This window comes from Acerihabitans sp. TG2 (assembly GCF_035013185.1).
Classification (GTDB): Bacteria; Pseudomonadota; Gammaproteobacteria; order Enterobacterales; family Enterobacteriaceae; genus Acerihabitans.
The window spans coordinates 1-17,482 of sequence record NZ_JAYGJO010000004.1 but is presented as its reverse complement, the minus strand read 5'-3'; the positions used below and the strand labels follow the sequence as shown (position 1 = coordinate 17,482).

Sequence of the window (17,482 nt, the reverse complement as noted above, 5' to 3'; positions counted from 1 at the left end):
CCGGTTATTTCACCCCATATTTATCAAACCACGCCAGCATCCGTCGCCAGCCGTCAATGGCCGAGGCCGCATGGTAACTGGGCCGATAATCGGCGTTAAACGCATGGCCCGCGTCCGGGTAGACGATGATCTCTGAATCGGACTTAGCCGAGTTGACCGCCTGGCGCATGGCCTCAACACTGTCCAAACTGATGCTTGTATCCAACCCACCGTATAACCCCAACACCGGGGCGGCCAATGCTGCGGCGACATCTATCGGATAGCGCGGGATAAGCAGCGATTTTTCTCCGACTAATTTACCATACCAGGCGACGGCGGCCTTAACCTGCGGGTTATGCGCGGCATACAGCCAGGTGATCCGCCCACCCCAGCAAAACCCGGTGATGCCGAGTCGCCGGTTATCGCCGCCATGGCTTGCCGCCCAGTGGGCGCTATGATCGAGATCGGACAGGACTTGTGCGTCCGGCACCTTCGCGACCAACTGCTTGCTCAAGGTTGGGATATCCTGGAACGTGTCCGGATTTCCTTGGCGGAAATAGAGTTCGGGTGCCAGGGCTAAATAACCCTGTTTTGCCAAGCGCCGACAGAGATCACGGATATGCTCATGTACGCCGAAGATCTCCTGGATGACCAATATGACCGGCAAATGCTGATCTTGCCCGGCAGGCCTGGCCAAATACGCCGGCATCCGATCGCCTTGGGTGGCGATAGTGGTATAACCTGCGACCAAATCCACCTCATCGGTGTGAATCACGGTACCGGCCGGTGTGCCAGCGGATTGCGCAAAACCATCAGAACCTGTGGGTACAGCCAAAGACTTTTCACTATCCATAGGGTTACCTTTGTTATTTTTCAGCCACACAGCGTTGAGTATAGACCCGTTATCTTATCTGGTGCGGGGTAAAGGCGGTACTTAAGCGCAACTCGACATCGATTGAGCATAAACGAATATCGTGAGAAAAAAGCGCTTTTGCTGAGGCATTTTCACTCAGCCGCGCGTCACGCGCAATGCGTGTTTTTAACCTGCTCGTTGAATTTTTGCTTGGCTTGTAATGAGATTAAAATCTTTATTGGTTTAAGTGTAATAAAATATTACAATCGCGGCACGTAAATTCATTGATACCCGCTAATTCTCTCTATAAGGATAAAATGATGAGTAATGTTTTTCTGCATTCGGCTTGTCCATGCCCCGCCCCGGTTAAGGTTGAAGGGGAATCAAATATTTATAATATTATTTCTAAATTATTAATTAACCTAACAGCAGTAGTGAATATCGCCAATGAACAACGCAAAGTGGCGACGGAAGGCTTCTATCACCACGTAAAAAGCGGCACCCAGGATATATGCGTTATGACTGACTTGTTATCTGAGATGGAACAACTCTGCATTAAGCGGGAATATGGGTCTTTTGCTCAATTCTTTGCGGGCGCCAGGAATGTCGCCATCACCCTGGCGGGAATCGGTTTTTTGATCAGTGATTATCATGAGAAAGGCTTATCCACCGTAGTTAACACCATGAAAACCGCCGAAAGTTTACCCCAGGCAGGGAGGGCGCAAGAGAAGATGGCGACCGAGGCAAGGGTGCATGCTAGCGTGCCAAAAACGCCAACGGCTCAAGCGGCGGAGTTACTCAATGATTGTCTGGCGGATTATCGCAATATCGCCAAAGCGAATGCCGGTCTGCTGCTGATCGCCGCGCGAAAAAAAATCATAAACGCGCTCTGGAGTATCACCGGCTTTATGGCAACCACTGTAAAGAAGGGGGCCGTCAGCGCCATCGAGCAATGTAAGCGCAACGTTGTGCCCTCTGTTAAAAAAGTATTGTTGAAAGTCGGTTTACGTTTTAATCGTTTGCCCACACAGCGTTAATAATAAAATAGTCTTTTGTATTCTATATTATGTATATTAATAATTAACTTCCTATTTAATAAAGGTGAAATTGTTATTCCGTAATAACGTAGCTAGAAAATGATTATTCTGAAAATTAATAGCTATATTTAAATAGCACTTTAAATAGTTATCAACATAACGGAAGGATAATCATGACAATATCAAACGTTATCTCTGAAAACAGCTTAATATTACTCAATCCAACAGTAAAGCCTGAGGCAGGTAACAAGTCATTCACTGACCGACTGACGTCAGCGGCTAACACACCGGAAGACCTAAAGGTGGAACCTTCCGCCTGCTGGTCCATCACGGGTTTTGTCTGGGGTGGGCTACAAAAAATCGGTGCCGGTCTTAAGGCGGCGGGAAATGTCGTGACCGACTTATTCGGTATCGGGAAAACCGGAGAGGTTAATTACCTGGAACTTTATGACTCGACACTCAAGATGGCCAGCTATGGTATCAGTCAGTTGTGTATGGAGGTCTGGTCACTGTTAAAAGACGAGACGTTGCCGATTCTGGGCGCTTGGTTAAACGATATGTACGATAACTGGTATCACATGACGCCCTACGAGGCGTTAAAAAGCCTGATCGGGGCGGTGTTGGATAATCCTCGAATCAAAAACATGTTTACCGGTTTATTCGCCAACGTGATCGCCGTTTGACAGTCAACGGGTATTGCGCTTTGTTTGTGAAGCGTCTACAGGACTTTATCAGCTGAAACGGGGATAATCACAGGCTTATTTACGCACTAACAGCTTAATTTCCGAGGTATCTGCTATGTCTTTATCCGACGTTTTCCATCTTGGCCTCACCCATGCCGATTTACAGGGTGCCAGTTTGGCCATCGTGCCTGGTGATCCCCAGCGGGTCGAAAAAATCGCCCGGCTGATGGACAAACCGACCCATTTGGCGACTCACCGGGAGTTTACCACCTGGCGAGCCGAGTTGGCTGGTAAGCCGGTTATCATCTGTTCGACCGGCATTGGTGGTCCTTCCACCTCGATTGCCGTTGAGGAGCTGGCGCAATTGGGGATTAGGACCTTCCTTCGGGTAGGAACCACCGGGGCCATACAATCCCACATCGCCGTGGGTGATGTCTTGGTCACCACTGCTGCTGTGCGCCTCGACGGTGCCAGCCAGCATTTCGCGCCGTTGGAGTACCCCGCAGTGGCCGATTTTAGCTGCACCACCGCACTGGTGACGGCAGCGAATACCGCCAATGCCAAGGTTCATATCGGCATTACCGCCTCGTCGGATACTTTTTATCCAGGCCAGGAGCGCTATGACACCTACTCCGGCCGGGTAATCAGACGGTTTAAAGGCTCCATGCAGGAGTGGCAAGACCTGGGTGTTATGAACTATGAAATGGAATCCGCCACGTTGCTCACCATGTGCGCCACTCAGGGGCTCCGGGCTGGCATGGTGGCGGGCGTGATAGTCAACCGTACGCAACAGGAAATTCCCAGCACCGAAGCGATGCAACAAACCGAAAGCCAAGCCGTGGCCATCGTTGTGGCGGCCGCACGCCTGCTGTTAGCCTAATCTTCGCTTAATATAACATCACCTGCGGCCGGTATGTTTTGACTGGTCGCAAATTTGGCGCTCGCCGTGGTCTGAGCCTTGGCTTTGCTGGCCCCGGGCACGCTTGGCATTCAATTGTTTGCCCTGTTGTTTGCCTGGTAAAATACGCTGGACATTTATACAGTTACCTCTTACCGTGATGGTCAGAATTATTTAGGCGGAGGTAATATGGATTTTGACCTGTTATTTGCCGTCGGTGGTGCGACCATCGGCGCGCTGGTGGGGTGGTGGGTTGCGGTTATCGGCAGCCAGAAACGGCAGGGACAAGATCGCACCGAGCTGCGTTTGCAGGCGCAGTTGCTGGCCTCAACGCAGCAGGAACTTGAACGCTCGCAGTCCGCTTATCTCCAGTGTGAGCAACAGCTACGGACCGGCGAGCGGGAGATGCGCGATCTTTACGCGCGCCTGGCCACCGCCGAGGAGCGTCTGGCGCCGTTGGCGCATTGGCGCCAGGAGTGTGAACAACTGGACCAGGAGCTCCGGGCGCAACGGGAGGTGAACAGCGCCCAGGAAGCGGAGCTGCGCGAAGTGACCATTCGCCTTGAAGAGACTCGTCTGGGCGCTGAAGAAAAACAACGTTTGCTGATCAATAGCGAGCAAAGACTCTCCGGGCAGTTTGAGAATCTGGCCAACCGGATTTTCGAGCAAAGCGGGCGCAAGGTGGATGAGCTCAATCGCCAGAGCCTGGATCTGTTACTGGTCCCCCTGCGTGAGCAGTTGGACGGTTTTCGGCGCCAGGTCCAGGATAGTTTTGGCCAGGAGGCGCGCGAACGTCATACCCTGACCCATGAAATCCGCAACTTGCAACAGCTTAACGCCGAGATGGCCCGTGAGGCGGTGAACCTGACTCGCGCGCTGAAAGGCGATAATAAAACCCAGGGTAACTGGGGCGAGGTGGTATTGAGCCGGGTCCTTGAGGCGTCCGGCCTTCGTGAAGGCTACGAATATCAGACTCAGGTGAATATTCAACTCGACGACACCCACCGCATGCAGCCAGATGTGATTGTGCGTTTGCCCCAGGGTAAAGATGTGGTCATCGACGCCAAAATGTCGCTGGTGGCCTATGAACGTTTTTTTAACAGCGATGACGATGGTGAGCGGCAATCAGCACTGCTGGAACATATTAATTCACTGCGTGGCCATATGCGGTTGCTGGGCAGAAAAGATTACCAACAATTACCCGGTTTACGCTCGTTGGATTATGTGTTGATGTTTGTCCCTATTGAGCCAGCCTTTATGCTGGCTATCGATCGGCAGCCTGAATTGATTGACGAAGCGTTAAAGCAAAATATCATGCTGGTCAGCCCTACCACCCTACTGGTGGCACTGCGCACGATTAATAACTTGTGGCGCTATGAACATCAGAGCCGCAACGCGCAGCACATTGCCGAGCGGGCGGCGCGACTGTATGACAAAATGCGGTTGTTTGTCGATGATATGTCGGCCATCGGTTCGGGCTTGGACAAAGCGCAGGCCGCTTACCGGGTGGCGATGAATAAACTGGCACAGGGCCGGGGAAACATCATCAGCCAGGCGGAAGGTTTTCGGGAACTGGGCGTGGAAATCAAGCGGCCAATCGATCCTTCCTTGTCCGGGCTGGCGCAAGAACATCTCTACGCCGACGGGCCCGGCGCAGAAGATGACGCTGGGCCCGCCCCGGTACCAGAAACCGTGATGACCGGGGAAGCAGACCGGGTGGAGGGGGAACAATTCCCACCGTCGGTTGACGACGGCGTCTCGCAGGGGGACACTTCTTCACGGGTGCGTGAACAGTCCCCTCAGCGGTAAGCGATGGCCCAAAGTGGGGCTTTCAGCGCGCTTCTGTTACACTTCTCTGATAACTGATAACGCAGGGCTAAAACATGGCAGATGAAGACAAGCGTGAAACGACTCATTTCGGCTTCCGCACTGTAGCTAAAGACGAAAAAGCGGTCATGGTGGCGGATGTCTTTCATTCCGTCGCGGCAAAATACGATCTCATGAATGACCTGATGTCGTTTGGCATCCATCGTCTGTGGAAACGTTTTGCCATTCACTGCAGCGGTGTGCGCCGTGGCCAGAAAGTGCTGGACCTGGCCGGCGGAACCGGCGATCTGACCGCCAAGTTCTCCCGCCTGGTCGGTGAGGAAGGCGAAGTGGTGCTGGCTGATATTAATGACTCGATGTTAAAAGTCGGGCGCGAGAAGCTGCGCAATAAAGGCGTGATTGGCAATGTGCGTTACGTACAAGCCAACGCCGAGGCATTACCTTTCCCGGATGATACCTTTGATTGCATTACCATTTCGTTTGGTTTGCGTAATGTCACCGAAAAAGAACAAGCACTGCGTTCCATGTACCGCGTTTTAAAACCGGGTGGACGACTGCTGATCCTGGAATTTTCCACACCATTGTTCAAACCTCTGAACAAAGCCTACGATTTATACTCTTTTCACGTCTTGCCGCGCATTGGCGAGATGATAGCACGCGACGCTGGCAGCTATCGTTATCTGGCTGAATCCATCCGTATGCATCCTGACCAGGAAACCCTCAAGGCCATGATGCTCGATGCCGGCTTCGATTCTGCGGAATATTTTAATATGACCGGAGGGATCGTTGCCCTGCATCGCGGATATAAATTTTGATCGGGAAATAACATGTTGATGTTATGGGTTACTGCGGTGCTGGAAGCCGGACTGAACCGTTTGTTATATCAAGATAGTGTAATGAAACCAGCCCGCCAGCGGCTTAAGGGTAAAGTGCTGCGCATGGAGTTGGCAGAACTGGACAGCCCGCTGATCCTGGTGTTCGGCGAAATGCAGGTCGATGTGCTGACGGCATGGGATGCGGTGGCAGACTGTACGCTGAAAACCCATATTGCCACGCTGCCGGCGTTGCGCCAACGACTTACTGCGCTTATCAAGCAAGGGGATCTGGATGTCGAAGGTGATTTGCAGGTGGTCCAGCAGTTCGCGGCGTTGCTTGATATGGCAGAGCAGGATCCTGCTGAAATACTGGCCCCCTATCTAGGTGATATCGTTGCCGAAGGTTTGACGCAAAAGGTTCATGCACAGTTCTGCGGGTTGCGGCGTCGCTTGCTTGAACATCGCGCCCGGTTGGGACAAGCGGTGAGCGAAGAGTGGCGGTTGTGCCCTTCGACCTTGGAAATAGCGTGGTTTAGCGACGAAGTGGACGTGATTGATCGGGCCGGAACACGTCTGGCGGCTCGCCTGGACAAATTGGAGCAGAGTCGATGATTGTGGGAGAGATAGGCCGCTTTTATAGTATTATGCGGGTTTTGCTCAGCTACGGACTGGACGAGCTGATCCCCAAGATACGTTTAACCCTTCCGCTACGCCTCGGACGAAAACTGTTTTTTTGGTTGCCCAATCAGCATATTGACGAGCCGCTGGGGGTAAGATTGCGCCTAGCTCTGCAGGAACTCGGCCCGGTATGGATTAAGTTCGGTCAGATGCTGTCGACTCGGCGCGATCTCTTCCCTCCGGCCATTGCCGATCAACTTGCGATGCTACAAGATCGGGTAAAACCCTTTGATGGTGCGCTGGCCCGTAAGCATATCGAAAAAGCCATGGGGCAACCTCTGGAAGCGTGGTTTGACGATTTTGAACCAGTTGCGCTGGCGTCTGCGTCTATCGCCCAGGTGCACACCGCTCGATTAAAATCCAATGGTAAAGAGGTGGTCATCAAGGTGATCCGCCCGGATATCATGCCGCTTATCAAGGCCGATATGCGACTGATGTACCGCCTGGCCAGTTGGTTACCTCGCCTGCTACCGGATGGACGCCGACTGCGACCGGTGGAAGTGGTGTTGGAGTATGAAAAAACCTTACTTGATGAACTGAATCTGTTGCGCGAGGCAGCCAATAGCATCCAACTGCGGCGTAATTTCGAAAACAGTCCCATGCTGTATATCCCGGAGGTCTACCCGGATTATTGCAGTGAAACCATGATGGTCATGGAACGAATTTATGGTGTGCCGGTTTCCGACGTTGCAGCGTTGGAAAAACAGGGTACCAACCTGAAATTATTAGCCGAACGTGGTGTACAGCTCTTCTTTACCCAGGTGTTTCGTGATAGTTTTTTTCATGCGGATATGCACCCTGGCAATATTTTTGTCAGCTTTGAACACCCGGAAAATCCGCAATATATCGGTATTGATTGCGGTATCGTCGGGTCGTTAAATAAAGAAGATAAACGTTACCTGGCTGAAAATTTCATCGCTTTTTTCAATCGCGATTACCGCAAGGTGGCGGAACTTCATGTAGACTCGGGGTGGGTTCCTCCTGATACCAACGTGGAAGATTTTGAGTTTGCTATCCGCACCGTCTGTGAGCCTATTTTCGAGAAGCCCTTAGCGGATATCTCTTTTGGCCATGTGTTGTTAAATCTGTTTAATACTGCTCGCCGTTTCAATATGGAAGTGCAGCCCCAGTTAGTGTTATTACAGAAAACCCTGTTGTATATAGAAGGGATTGGCCGGCAGCTTTATCCTCAGCTTGATCTTTGGAAGACAGCCAAACCGTTCCTGGAATCCTGGATCAAAGATCAGGTAGGCATTCCGGCGGTGTTACGCGCGCTTAAGGAAAAGGCCCCATTTTGGGCTGAGAAGTTGCCTGAACTGCCTGAATTGATTTATGACGGGCTCAAGCGTCATAAGTCATTGCAAAAAAGCGTGGATAAGCTGACTGTTGAGTTAAAAGGTCAGCATGTTAAGCAAGGACAAGCGCGGTTTTTATTCGGTATTGGAGCAACCTTGTTGCTCTGCGGAACTTTTTTATTATCATTGGGAAACGAGATGTCATCCATCCCTGCCTGGTTAATGGCTGCCGGCATTGTTAGCTGGATTGTCGGCTGGAAGCGGACAGCTTGATTATCTTGGGTTCGACGTCTACCCCAATCAACCCTAGGAAAGAGGTGAAATTATGGGCGGCATCAGTATATGGCAATTGTTAATCGTCGCGGTGATTGTGGTGTTGCTGTTTGGTACCAACAAGCTGCGTAGCATGGGGTCCGATTTGGGCGCATCCATCAAGGGTTTTAAAAAAGCGATGGGAGACGACGACAAACCCACCGCGCCACCCGCTGAGGAAAAAAACGCGGGGCAGGATGCCGATTTTGCGGCTAAAATCACCGCAGAAAAACCGCAGCAACCTGAACAGCCCCAGCCGGAAGAACCGGTAAATAAAGATAACAAGCGGGTATAAGCTGTGTTCGATATTGGATTTGGTGAACTGGCGCTGGTGTTTGTCATCGGCTTGGTGGTTCTTGGCCCCGAGCGTTTACCGGTGGCGGTGCGCACTGTGGTGGGGTGGGTTAAGGCACTGCGTGGGCTGGCGTTAACGGTGCAAAATGAAATCAGCCAGGAGCTTAAACTCCAGGAGCTTCAAGACAGCCTGAAAAAAGTCGAACAAGCCAGCAAGGATAACCTTTCCCCAGAGCTTAAAGCCTCCATGGAGGAACTACGCGAAGCGGCTGACTCCATGAAAAAGAGTTTCAACAGTAAAATGGTTCCGGACGCTCAGCCACCGCAAACAATCCATAATCCGCTGATGAACGATCTCGATGCGGTTCACGACGGTGTTACGCCGGCTGACGGTGCCAACCACGTTGACGCGCCGGCAATGGCACCATCTGAGCTCGCCAGCGCCACACCGGAATTGCCGTTGACAGCATCGCCCGCAGGCGATGAGCAGCATGAACCCCCCGTGACAACGAAACCGTCGCCCACCGGCGCCGAACAGCATGAACCACCCGTGACAACGAAACCAACGCTGGAGAAAACGGCGTCGGTGCCCACTCCTCCTTCACATAATGATCGCTAAAACATGGCCGTTGAAGATACCCAACCACTTATCAGCCATTTAATCGAGCTGCGTAAGCGATTATTAAACTGCATCGTCAGCGTTGTGGTAGTGTTTCTGGCGTTAGTGTATTTCGCCAATGATATCTACCAGATCGTGTCGGCACCGTTGATTAAACATTTGCCGGCCGGTGCCAGTATGATCGCCACCGATGTGGCATCCCCATTCTTTACACCCATTAAGTTAACCATCATCGTCTCGGTGTTTATATCGGCACCGTTGCTGTTATATCAAATCTGGGCATTTATCGCCCCGGCTTTGTATAAGCACGAGCGGCGGTTGATGATGCCGCTGTTGTTCTCCAGTACGCTGCTATTTTATGCAGGCATGGCTTTTGCGTATTTTATCGTATTTCCACTGGCTTTTACTTTTTTTACCCAGACCGCACCACGGGGCGTACAGATAGCCACTGATATAAACAACTATCTTGATTTTGTCATGGCACTATTTATGGCTTTTGGCGTGTCATTTCAGGTACCAATTGCCATAGTGTTGCTGTGTTGGACTGGGGTGGTGACGCCCGACGTACTGAAGAAAAAACGACCCTACGTGCTAGTGGGGACATTCGTGGTAGGCATGCTGCTTACGCCTCCGGACGTTTTTTCCCAGACGCTGTTGGCTATTCCTATGTACATGCTGTTTGAAATCGGACTGTTCTTCGCGCGTTTTTATGTCGGCAAAGGTCGTCGTAGCGAGGAAAATACGGATACGGACGATTCAGACGAGTCGGCAAGGACAGACGATCCCAAGGACTCCTAATAGTCCAAGGGTTTTGGTTCCCGTGATACTTGCCCAGGTAGTAACATATTCAGAGACTTGAACCACCGTTGGGTGGTCGAGCCGTTTTGCTAACGAATGCGTAACTTCTCAAAAAAGTGGTGCAGTGGCTGCATGATGATCATCGAAGAGGATAATAACCGACCTACAGGGTCGTGCTCAGGGTCTGCGTTAGTATTGAAACGAGAATTACTCTATTTTTTGAAACTGGCGATTGTGCAGACTTTGGCACACCTGTTTGTTAAGAAAATTAAGTAATAGCATCGAGCGGGCTTCACCGTCGGGTTCGGTATATATGGCTTCTATACCCTCGAATACACCGTTGGTAATGATGACCCGGTCGCCAATCTGCGGCGTTTGGGGATCGGTCACACCCTCATAGGTATGATCGCGAAGTTCATCGATAACCGCCGATGTTATGGTTACCGGCAGGTTGCCAAAACGAACGAAATGGCTGACCCCGCGCGTGGCGCTGATGGTGGTGGTATGGATGTGTTCAGGATCGAATTCGATAAAGAGATAATTGGGAAACAAGGGTTCAGTGATAGCAGCACGCTTGCCTCGGATGATTTTCTCCAGCGTGACCATGGGGCTAAGGCAGGCGACCGCCTGTCTTTCCAAATGTTCTTTAGCACGGATCATTTGACCCCGTTTACAATATAATAAATACCATGCTTCCATAATCTTAAATACCCATTTTACCGGTAAACCAGCATATCAAATGCCTTTAGGGATAAATAGCTGCTACCAGGTATTCTATAGGGGATGCTTTGCAAAAAAAACGGCAAATTTACAGTGAATTTTGACAAAAAGGCGGCATGGCTGGTAAACAGCCTTTATAATGTATTACTCACCAGGCACCTGACAACGCTATGAAATATCGAGACTTGCGCGATTTCCTTTCCTTGCTGGAGCAGCGAGGTGAATTAAAACGGATTACACTGCCCATCGATCCCTATTTGGAAATGACGGAAATCGCCGATCGCACTTTGCGTGCGGGTGGCCCGGCATTATTGTTTGAAAACCCTAAAGGTTATGCCATGCCGGTGTTATGCAATCTGTTCGGCACACCCGAACGGGTAGCCCTGGGCATGGGGCAGGAGAATGTTTCGGCTTTGCGGGAGGTCGGAAAACTTCTGGCTTTCCTGAAAGAACCTGAGCCGCCAAAAGGCTTTCGCGATCTGCTGGATAAGGTTCCCCAGTTCCGACAAGTATTGAATATGCCCACTAAACGGCTGCACTCAGCGCCCTGTCAGCAACAAATCTGGCAGGGGGACGATGTCGATCTTGGTCGCATTCCGATTATGCACTGCTGGCCAGGCGACGCTGCGCCGTTAATTACCTGGGGCCTTACGGTTACCCGCGGGCCGAGCAAAGAGCGGCAAAACCTAGGTATTTACCGCCAGCAGGTGCTCGGTAAAAATAAGGTTATCATGCGTTGGCTAGCGCATCGCGGTGGTGCACTGGATTACCAGGAGTGGTTATTGGCACATCCCGGCAAGCGGTTCCCGGTGGCGGTGGCCCTTGGTGCTGATCCGGCCACGATTCTCGGCGCCGTTACGCCGGTGCCGGACAGTTTGTCGGAATATGCTTTCGCCGGCCTGCTGCGAGGTTACAAAACCGAGGTAGTGAAATGCCTGTCCTGTGATCTTGAGGTTCCTGCCAGCGCCGAAATCGTTCTTGAGGGTTATATTGAGGCCGGCGAAACAGCGCTCGAAGGACCTTATGGCGATCATACTGGCTATTACAATGAGCAAGATCACTTCCCGGTGTTCACCATCACCCATATTACCCAGCGCCGGGATGCTATCTATCACTCCACTTATACCGGCCGGCCACCGGATGAACCGGCGGTTATGGGCTTAGCGCTTAATGAAGTCTTTGTGCCGATCTTGCAAAAGCAATTCCCGGAGATCGTTGATTTTTACCTGCCGCCAGAAGGCTGCTCTTATCGTCTGGCGGTGGTGACGATCAAAAAGCAGTACCCGGGTCATGCCAAACGGGTCATGATGGGAGTATGGTCTTTCTTGCGTCAATTCATGTATACCAAATTTATCATCGTATGCGATGATGATATTAATGCACGTGATTGGAAAGACGTCATTTGGGCCATCACTACCAGGATGGATCCCGTGCGCGATACGGTGCTTATGGAAAATACGCCGATAGACTATCTGGATTTTGCCTCACCGGTTTCCGGATTAGGCTCCAAAATGGGTATGGACGCCACCAATAAATGGCCAGGAGAAACACAGCGCGAGTGGGGTACCCCCATAGAAATGGATCAGGGCGTTCGCTCGCGTATAGATGATATCTGGGAAGATTTGGCCATATTAAAAGATAGTGGTAAGGGGCTGTGATCTCCCTGGCTCTCTATTCCGTTTTGCTTAACAGCCCGACAGAGGAAATGCATGACAACATTGACCTGTAAGGTCACTTCCGTAGATGCCATCACCGATACGGTATATCGGGTATGTTTGGTACCGGGAGCGGCTTTTAATTTTCGCGCCGGTCAGTATCTGATGGTAGTGATGGATGAGCGCGATAAGCGCCCCTTTTCCCTGGCGTCGACCCCAATGGAAAACCGTACTATTGAGCTGCATATCGGGGCTTCCGAGTTGAACCTTTATGCGATGGCGGTGATGGATCGCATCTTGAAAGATCATGAGATTACCGTTGATATTCCTTATGGCGAGGCTTGGTTACGTGAAGATACCGACCGGCCAATCATCCTGATTGCCGGTGGTACGGGTTTTTCCTACGCGCGCTCAATTCTGCTGACCGTCCTGGAGAAACAGCCAGAGCGTGAAGTGGCTATTTATTGGGGGGGTAGAGAGCTACAGCACCTTTATGATCTCTCTGAATTGGAAACCCTGACGTTGCAGTATCCGCATCTTAAAGTCGTACCGGTGGTCGAGCAACCCGATGATGTTTGGCAGGGCAGAACCGGCACGGTGCTGAGCGCGGTATTACAGGATTACGGTTCTTTAGAAAACTACGATATCTATATCGCTGGTCGTTTCGAAATGGCCAAAATCGCCCGCGAGCGCTTTTGCGCCGAGCGGGATGCCACCCCGGGCCGAATTTTCGGCGATGCTTTTGCCTTTATCTGAACCAGGCTCCAGGCCCCCCTGCGGTCAACGCAGGGCCAAATGATCCTTATTGACTACTGTTAAGCTGTTCCCGTCTGGGCGCTATGCTAAGATGGCGACAATTTAGTGGTATAAGTAAGGTCATTTTATGGACTCTTTTTCTACTCTTTATCAAGACCATCTCGCAACATTACAGCAGCGGACTCGCGAAATTCTCTCCCGGCATAAACTGGATGGGTTGTTGATTCACTCCGGCGAGCCGATTACGGCGTTCTTAGACGATTGTGATTATCCTTTTAAAGTTAGCCCTCAGTTCAAAGCCTGGCTACCGGTAACCAACGTACCGCACTGCTGGCTATGGGTAGATGGTATTAACAAGCCCAAACTCTGGTTTTATTCGCCAGTGGATTATTGGTATAGCGTTGAGCCAATGCCGGAGAGTTTCTGGACGCCCTTTGTCGATGTTATCGCGTTCAATCAACCCGATCATATTGACGGGTTATTGCCCTCAGCGCGTGAGCGGGTAGCCTATCTGGGTTCTGCCCCGGCACGGGCGAGAAGCCTCGGGCTGGCGACCGATCGGATCAATCCACAACCGGTGTTGGACTATCTGCATTTCCACCGCGCCTATAAGACCGATTATGAACTGACATGTATGCGGGAAGCGCAGAAAACTGCGGTATTGGGCCATCGAGCCGCGCATGAAGCGTTTCTCTCGGGCATGAGTGAATTTGATATCAATAACAGCTACCTTTCCGCCACCGGTCATCGTGATTTTGACGTACCCTATGGGAATATCATCGCGCTGAATGAACATGCCTCAGTATTACATTACACCAAGCTCGATCAGCAATTGCCCGAAAAGTCATACAGCTTTTTGATTGATGCCGGTACGGAATATAATGGCTACGCGGCAGATCTGACCCGTACTTATGCGGCGCGCCCGGATTCTGAATTTGCCGAATTGGTCGCTGCCATGAATACCGAACAACAGGCACTTATCGGCACCATCGAAACGGGTGTTAACTACATCGAGTATCATATTCAGATGCATAGGCGTATCGCCAAACTCTTGCACCAATACGACATCGTCACCGACCTCAGTGAGGAAGCTATGGTGGCTGAAAATATTACTGGCCCGTTCCTCCCTCATGGATTAGGTCATTCGCTTGGGCTACAGGTGCATGATGTCGGCGGGTTCTTGCAAGACGATTTCGGTGCCCACCTGGCGGCGCCTGCCCTCTATCCTTATCTGCGTTGTACACGTACCATGCAGCCGCGGATGGTGATGACCATCGAACCGGGACTCTATTTTATCGAGACCCTGCTGGCACCATGGCGCAACAGTTCTCAGAGTCGTCACTTTAACTGGCAACGTATCGAGATGTTCAAAAGGTATGGTGGCATCCGTATTGAAGATAATATTGTGATCCATGAAAAGCAGTTCGAGAACATGACCCGCGATCTGAAACTGGCATAATGCACGCCTATTTTGTCCCTGCGGCGCCGGTTACGGTGGCCGTTGAGATCAAAAAAAGCCGCTTTATTACATTATTGGAACCGTCTCCGGACATTGCCGCCGCCAAGGCCTATATCCAGCAAACCCGTACCCAACACCCTGGGGCCGCGCACTGCTGTTGGGCTTTTATTGCCGGCGCGCCATGGGACTCACAACAGTATGGTTTTTCGGATGACGGTGAACCTCCAGGCACGGCGGGCAAGCCGATGTTGGCGCATTTATCCGGCTCGGGTCTTGGGCACGTTGTTGCGGTGGTGGTCCGCTACTATGGTGGCGTAAAACTTGGAACCGGTGGGCTGGTTAAGGCCTACGGCGGCGGGGTGCAGCAAGCATTGAAGCTGCTTAACCGCGTAGAGAAGATTCCGCTATTGGAATTTATGGTGTCATGTCGATATGACCAGCAACCCGCGATAGAGGTTGTGATTAAACAGATGGAGGGCAGGATTGTACACGGCGATTATGGCGAATCCATTATACTGAAGGTGGCAATTCCTTTTAGCCGTGTTGTGCTGGCGGAAGAAAAGCTGCGTGCCATCAGTCGCGGCGCATTGCAATTAACGCCCGTGCCATAAATGTTCCATTCTTGGGCAAGTTAGATAACACATTAAGGATTGTGCTGAAATGCATTTTCGCGCCATTACCCGTATTGTCGGTCTGCTCGTCATGCTGTTCTCCGGGACCATGATTGTTCCTGGCCTGGTGGCGTTGATCTACCGGGATGGCGCTGGCAGCGCTTTTACACAGACATTCTTTTTCGCCCTATTAATTGGTTTGGTGCTTTGGTTGCCAAATCGCCAGCAGAAGAATGAGCTTAAGCCGCGAGAAGGCTTCTTGATTGTCGTTTTGTTCTGGACGGTGCTGGGAAGTGTTGGTGCATTGCCATTCCTGTTTGCCGAACGTCCTGATTTGCCGGTAACCGACGCCTTTTTTGAATCGTTTTCCGCCCTGACCACCACCGGTGCAACCACGCTGGTGGGGCTTGATAGCTTGCCGAAAGCCATCCTGTTTTATCGCCAAATGCTCCAATGGTTTGGTGGTATGGGGATCATCGTACTGGCGGTAGCCATTCTGCCTATTCTCGGGGTCGGTGGTATGCAACTTTATCGCGCCGAGATGCCCGGGCCGCTAAAAGATAACAAAATGCGCCCGCGTATTGCACAGACAGCGAAAACGCTGTGGTTGATTTATATTGGGCTGACCATCTTGTGCGCCTTGGCATTATGGGGCGCGGGTATGTCCGTTTTCGATGCCATTGGCCACAGTTTCTCAACGATTGCTTTGGGCGGTTTTTCTACCCATGATGCCAGTATCGGGTATTTTCACAGTCCAATGATCAATACGATTGTGGCGGTGTTCCTATTGATTTCCGGTTGCAATTATGGTTTGCATTTTGCCATGTTGAGCGGACGCAACCTGCGGGTCTATTGGCGTGATCCAGAGTTCCGGATGTTTATCACCGTACAATTTGTGCTGGTGTTGATTTGCACGTTGATCCTGTGGCGCCATGATGTCTATCAAAGTGGGTTGCAAACGCTGAATCATGCTTTTTTCCAGGTGGTCTCCATGGCCACTACTGCCGGTTTTGCCACCGACAGCATCTCCAAGTGGCCACTATTTTTGCCCCTATTGCTGCTATGCTCCGCATTTATCGGGGGTTGCGCCGGTTCCACCGGCGGCGGTCTGAAAGTTATCCGCATTTTACTGTTATACCTTCAGGGCTCCAGAGAGTTGAAACGGCTGGTTCATCCTAATGCTGTCTATACTATTAAACTCGGCAACCGGGCGCTGCCCGAGCGTATTGTGGAAGCAGTATGGGGATTCTTTTCCGCTTATGTATTAGTCTTTATCATCAGCATGCTGGCCATTATCGCCACCGGCGTTGATAACTTCTCCGCTTTTACCGCAGTTGCTGCGACCTTGAATAATCTTGGCCCTGGGTTGGGTGTGGTCGCAGAAAACTTCGCCGCCATGAATTCAGTGGCCAAATGGATACTGATCCTGACTATGCTGTTCGGGAGACTGGAAGTTTTTACCTTATTGGTTTTGTTCACGCCAACGTTCTGGCGCGAGTAAAATGGGATGCTTATGAAAACACTGATTCTTTATTCTAGCCGGGATGGACAAACGCGGAAAATTGCCCAATTTATCGCTGAGCAGCCTGACCTCTCCAGCGGCAGCAGTCATTGCGATGTGTTGGATTTGGCCGCAGCTGAACAGCTTGATTTACCGCGCTACGACCGGGTGCTAATAGGCGCATCAATCCGTTACGGCCATTTTGCCGCCGCACTACCTGTTTTTATCAAACGTCACCTGGTGTGGCTTAATTCGGTACCCAGCGGTTTTTTTTCGGTTAATCTGACGGCGCGCAAGGTGGGGAAACACACTCCACAAACCAATGTGTACACGCGTAAATTTCTTGCATCAAGTGCCTGGCGGCCCGATCGATGCGAGGTTTTCGCCGGCGCGCTACGCTATCCTCACTATGGCTGGCTTGATCGCGTCATGATCCAGTTGATCATGCGGATGACCGGCGGCGAAACCGATGCGACGAAAGACGTGGAGTATACCGATTGGCAACAGGTAAATAACTTTGCCAAGGATTTCGCCTCACTCACGGCTAAAACCACGGGAAATCGACCTGAATAGCTGCAGTTTGTTGAAAAAAAAACCAATCAAACCAAAATACGCAATTAGCCCTTGTCTCGCATCATTAATTCCCTATAATGCGCCTCCACTGACCGGGAACAAACGCTAACGCGACGCCA

18 protein-coding genes are annotated in these 17,482 nt (G+C 51.3%); 16 read left to right on the top strand and 2 right to left on the bottom strand.

Going from position 1 to position 17,482, the window contains the following annotated elements; all coding sequences use genetic code 11:
• Positions 1-4 precede the first annotated feature (4 nt).
• On the bottom strand, positions 5-832 hold the full coding sequence (locus SJI19_RS04610; RefSeq protein ID WP_323477100.1) for a dienelactone hydrolase family protein: 828 nt from the start codon (positions 830-832) through the stop codon (positions 5-7).
• Between the two features lie 518 nt (positions 833-1,350).
• Here SJI19_RS04610 and SJI19_RS04605 point away from each other — a divergent pair.
• The 10 genes from SJI19_RS04605 (at position 1,351) to tatC (ending at position 10,088) form a co-directional block, all read left to right on the top strand.
• Positions 1,351-1,869 carry a hypothetical protein gene (locus tag SJI19_RS04605; protein WP_323477099.1) on the top strand — a complete coding sequence of 173 codons (519 nt, stop codon included), beginning with the start codon at positions 1,351-1,353 and terminating at the stop codon, positions 1,867-1,869.
• Positions 1,870-2,042: 173 nt separating this feature from the next.
• The gene (locus SJI19_RS04600; RefSeq protein WP_323477098.1) at positions 2,043-2,552 is read left to right on the top strand and encodes a hypothetical protein; all 510 of its coding nucleotides are present in this window, start codon (positions 2,043-2,045) and stop codon (positions 2,550-2,552) included.
• Positions 2,553-2,667: 115 nt separating this feature from the next.
• Positions 2,668-3,432 (top strand): uridine phosphorylase, encoded by a 765-nt coding sequence (gene udp / locus SJI19_RS04595; RefSeq protein WP_323477097.1) that lies wholly within the window; start codon positions 2,668-2,670, stop codon positions 3,430-3,432.
• A 207-nt stretch (positions 3,433-3,639) separates the two neighbouring features.
• The gene (gene rmuC / locus SJI19_RS04590) at positions 3,640-5,259 is read left to right on the top strand and encodes a DNA recombination protein RmuC (RefSeq protein WP_323477096.1); all 1,620 of its coding nucleotides are present in this window, start codon (positions 3,640-3,642) and stop codon (positions 5,257-5,259) included.
• A 74-nt stretch (positions 5,260-5,333) separates the two neighbouring features.
• The gene (ubiE, locus tag SJI19_RS04585) at positions 5,334-6,092 is read left to right on the top strand and encodes a bifunctional demethylmenaquinone methyltransferase/2-methoxy-6-polyprenyl-1,4-benzoquinol methylase UbiE (RefSeq protein WP_323477095.1); all 759 of its coding nucleotides are present in this window, start codon (positions 5,334-5,336) and stop codon (positions 6,090-6,092) included.
• 12 nt (positions 6,093-6,104) lie between these two features.
• Positions 6,105-6,704, top strand: coding sequence for a ubiquinone biosynthesis accessory factor UbiJ (locus SJI19_RS04580; protein ID WP_323477094.1), 600 nt, complete (start codon positions 6,105-6,107; stop codon positions 6,702-6,704).
• Positions 6,701-8,338, top strand: coding sequence for a ubiquinone biosynthesis regulatory protein kinase UbiB (gene ubiB, locus SJI19_RS04575; protein ID WP_323477093.1), 1,638 nt, complete (start codon positions 6,701-6,703; stop codon positions 8,336-8,338). The genes SJI19_RS04580 and ubiB overlap by 4 nt, the downstream gene beginning before the upstream one ends.
• Positions 8,339-8,390: 52 nt before the next feature.
• Positions 8,391-8,672, top strand: a complete 282-nt coding sequence (gene tatA / locus SJI19_RS04570; RefSeq protein WP_323477092.1) for a Sec-independent protein translocase subunit TatA — start codon at positions 8,391-8,393, stop codon at positions 8,670-8,672.
• A gap of 3 nt (positions 8,673-8,675) precedes the next feature.
• The gene (gene tatB / locus SJI19_RS04565) at positions 8,676-9,290 is read left to right on the top strand and encodes a Sec-independent protein translocase protein TatB (RefSeq protein WP_323477091.1); all 615 of its coding nucleotides are present in this window, start codon (positions 8,676-8,678) and stop codon (positions 9,288-9,290) included.
• Between the two features lie 3 nt (positions 9,291-9,293).
• Positions 9,294-10,088: a Sec-independent protein translocase subunit TatC gene (gene tatC, locus SJI19_RS04560; protein WP_323477090.1), complete on the top strand. Its 795-nt coding sequence runs from the start codon at positions 9,294-9,296 to the stop codon at positions 10,086-10,088.
• 207 nt (positions 10,089-10,295) lie between these two features.
• On the opposite strand, the gene rfaH is transcribed toward tatC, so the two are convergent.
• Complete coding sequence (rfaH, locus tag SJI19_RS04555) at positions 10,296-10,787, bottom strand: transcription/translation regulatory transformer protein RfaH (RefSeq protein WP_323477089.1); 492 nt, start codon at positions 10,785-10,787, stop codon at positions 10,296-10,298.
• 191 nt (positions 10,788-10,978) lie between these two features.
• Between rfaH and ubiD the strand changes: the two genes are divergently transcribed.
• The 6 genes from ubiD to hemG all read left to right on the top strand — a co-directional run bounded on the left by ubiD (position 10,979) and on the right by hemG (position 17,363).
• On the top strand, positions 10,979-12,466 hold the full coding sequence (gene ubiD, locus SJI19_RS04550; protein ID WP_323477088.1) for a 4-hydroxy-3-polyprenylbenzoate decarboxylase: 1,488 nt from the start codon (positions 10,979-10,981) through the stop codon (positions 12,464-12,466).
• A 51-nt stretch (positions 12,467-12,517) separates the two neighbouring features.
• Positions 12,518-13,219 (top strand): NAD(P)H-flavin reductase, encoded by a 702-nt coding sequence (gene fre / locus SJI19_RS04545; RefSeq protein ID WP_323477087.1) that lies wholly within the window; start codon positions 12,518-12,520, stop codon positions 13,217-13,219.
• A gap of 127 nt (positions 13,220-13,346) precedes the next feature.
• Positions 13,347-14,678: a Xaa-Pro dipeptidase gene (gene pepQ, locus SJI19_RS04540; protein ID WP_323477086.1), complete on the top strand. Its 1,332-nt coding sequence runs from the start codon at positions 13,347-13,349 to the stop codon at positions 14,676-14,678.
• Positions 14,678-15,289 (top strand): IMPACT family protein, encoded by a 612-nt coding sequence (locus SJI19_RS04535; RefSeq protein ID WP_323477085.1) that lies wholly within the window; start codon positions 14,678-14,680, stop codon positions 15,287-15,289. Before pepQ ends, SJI19_RS04535 begins: the two co-directional genes overlap by 1 nt.
• Before the next feature lie 49 nt (positions 15,290-15,338).
• Positions 15,339-16,790, top strand: a complete 1,452-nt coding sequence (trkH, locus tag SJI19_RS04530; RefSeq protein WP_323477084.1) for a Trk system potassium transporter TrkH — start codon at positions 15,339-15,341, stop codon at positions 16,788-16,790.
• A 12-nt stretch (positions 16,791-16,802) separates the two neighbouring features.
• Complete coding sequence (hemG, locus tag SJI19_RS04525; RefSeq protein WP_323477083.1) at positions 16,803-17,363, top strand: menaquinone-dependent protoporphyrinogen IX dehydrogenase; 561 nt, start codon at positions 16,803-16,805, stop codon at positions 17,361-17,363.
• The last annotated feature ends 119 nt before the right edge of the window (positions 17,364-17,482 follow it).

Excerpts from the sequence above, each read along its gene's own strand:
- SJI19_RS04580 (WP_323477094.1), top strand. The coding sequence starts at position 6,105 with ATGTTGATGTTATGGGTTACTGCGGTGCTGGAAGCCGGACTGAACCGT.
- trkH (WP_323477084.1), top strand. The coding sequence starts at position 15,339 with ATGCATTTTCGCGCCATTACCCGTATTGTCGGTCTGCTCGTCATGCTG.
- tatC (WP_323477090.1), top strand. The coding sequence starts at position 9,294 with ATGGCCGTTGAAGATACCCAACCACTTATCAGCCATTTAATCGAGCTG.
- udp (WP_323477097.1), top strand. The coding sequence starts at position 2,668 with ATGTCTTTATCCGACGTTTTCCATCTTGGCCTCACCCATGCCGATTTA.
- ubiB (WP_323477093.1), top strand. The coding sequence starts at position 6,701 with ATGATTGTGGGAGAGATAGGCCGCTTTTATAGTATTATGCGGGTTTTG.
- ubiD (WP_323477088.1), top strand. The coding sequence starts at position 10,979 with ATGAAATATCGAGACTTGCGCGATTTCCTTTCCTTGCTGGAGCAGCGA.
- hemG (WP_323477083.1), top strand. The coding sequence starts at position 16,803 with ATGAAAACACTGATTCTTTATTCTAGCCGGGATGGACAAACGCGGAAA.
- fre (WP_323477087.1), top strand. The coding sequence starts at position 12,518 with ATGACAACATTGACCTGTAAGGTCACTTCCGTAGATGCCATCACCGAT.
- SJI19_RS04610 (WP_323477100.1), bottom strand. The coding sequence starts at position 832 with ATGGATAGTGAAAAGTCTTTGGCTGTACCCACAGGTTCTGATGGTTTT.
- SJI19_RS04605 (WP_323477099.1), top strand. The coding sequence starts at position 1,351 with ATGACTGACTTGTTATCTGAGATGGAACAACTCTGCATTAAGCGGGAA.
- rmuC (WP_323477096.1), top strand. The coding sequence starts at position 3,640 with ATGGATTTTGACCTGTTATTTGCCGTCGGTGGTGCGACCATCGGCGCG.
- rfaH (WP_323477089.1), bottom strand. The coding sequence starts at position 10,787 with ATGGAAGCATGGTATTTATTATATTGTAAACGGGGTCAAATGATCCGT.
- pepQ (WP_323477086.1), top strand. The coding sequence starts at position 13,347 with ATGGACTCTTTTTCTACTCTTTATCAAGACCATCTCGCAACATTACAG.
- ubiE (WP_323477095.1), top strand. The coding sequence starts at position 5,334 with ATGGCAGATGAAGACAAGCGTGAAACGACTCATTTCGGCTTCCGCACT.
- tatA (WP_323477092.1), top strand. The coding sequence starts at position 8,391 with ATGGGCGGCATCAGTATATGGCAATTGTTAATCGTCGCGGTGATTGTG.
- SJI19_RS04535 (WP_323477085.1), top strand. The coding sequence starts at position 14,678 with ATGCACGCCTATTTTGTCCCTGCGGCGCCGGTTACGGTGGCCGTTGAG.
- SJI19_RS04600 (WP_323477098.1), top strand. The coding sequence starts at position 2,043 with ATGACAATATCAAACGTTATCTCTGAAAACAGCTTAATATTACTCAAT.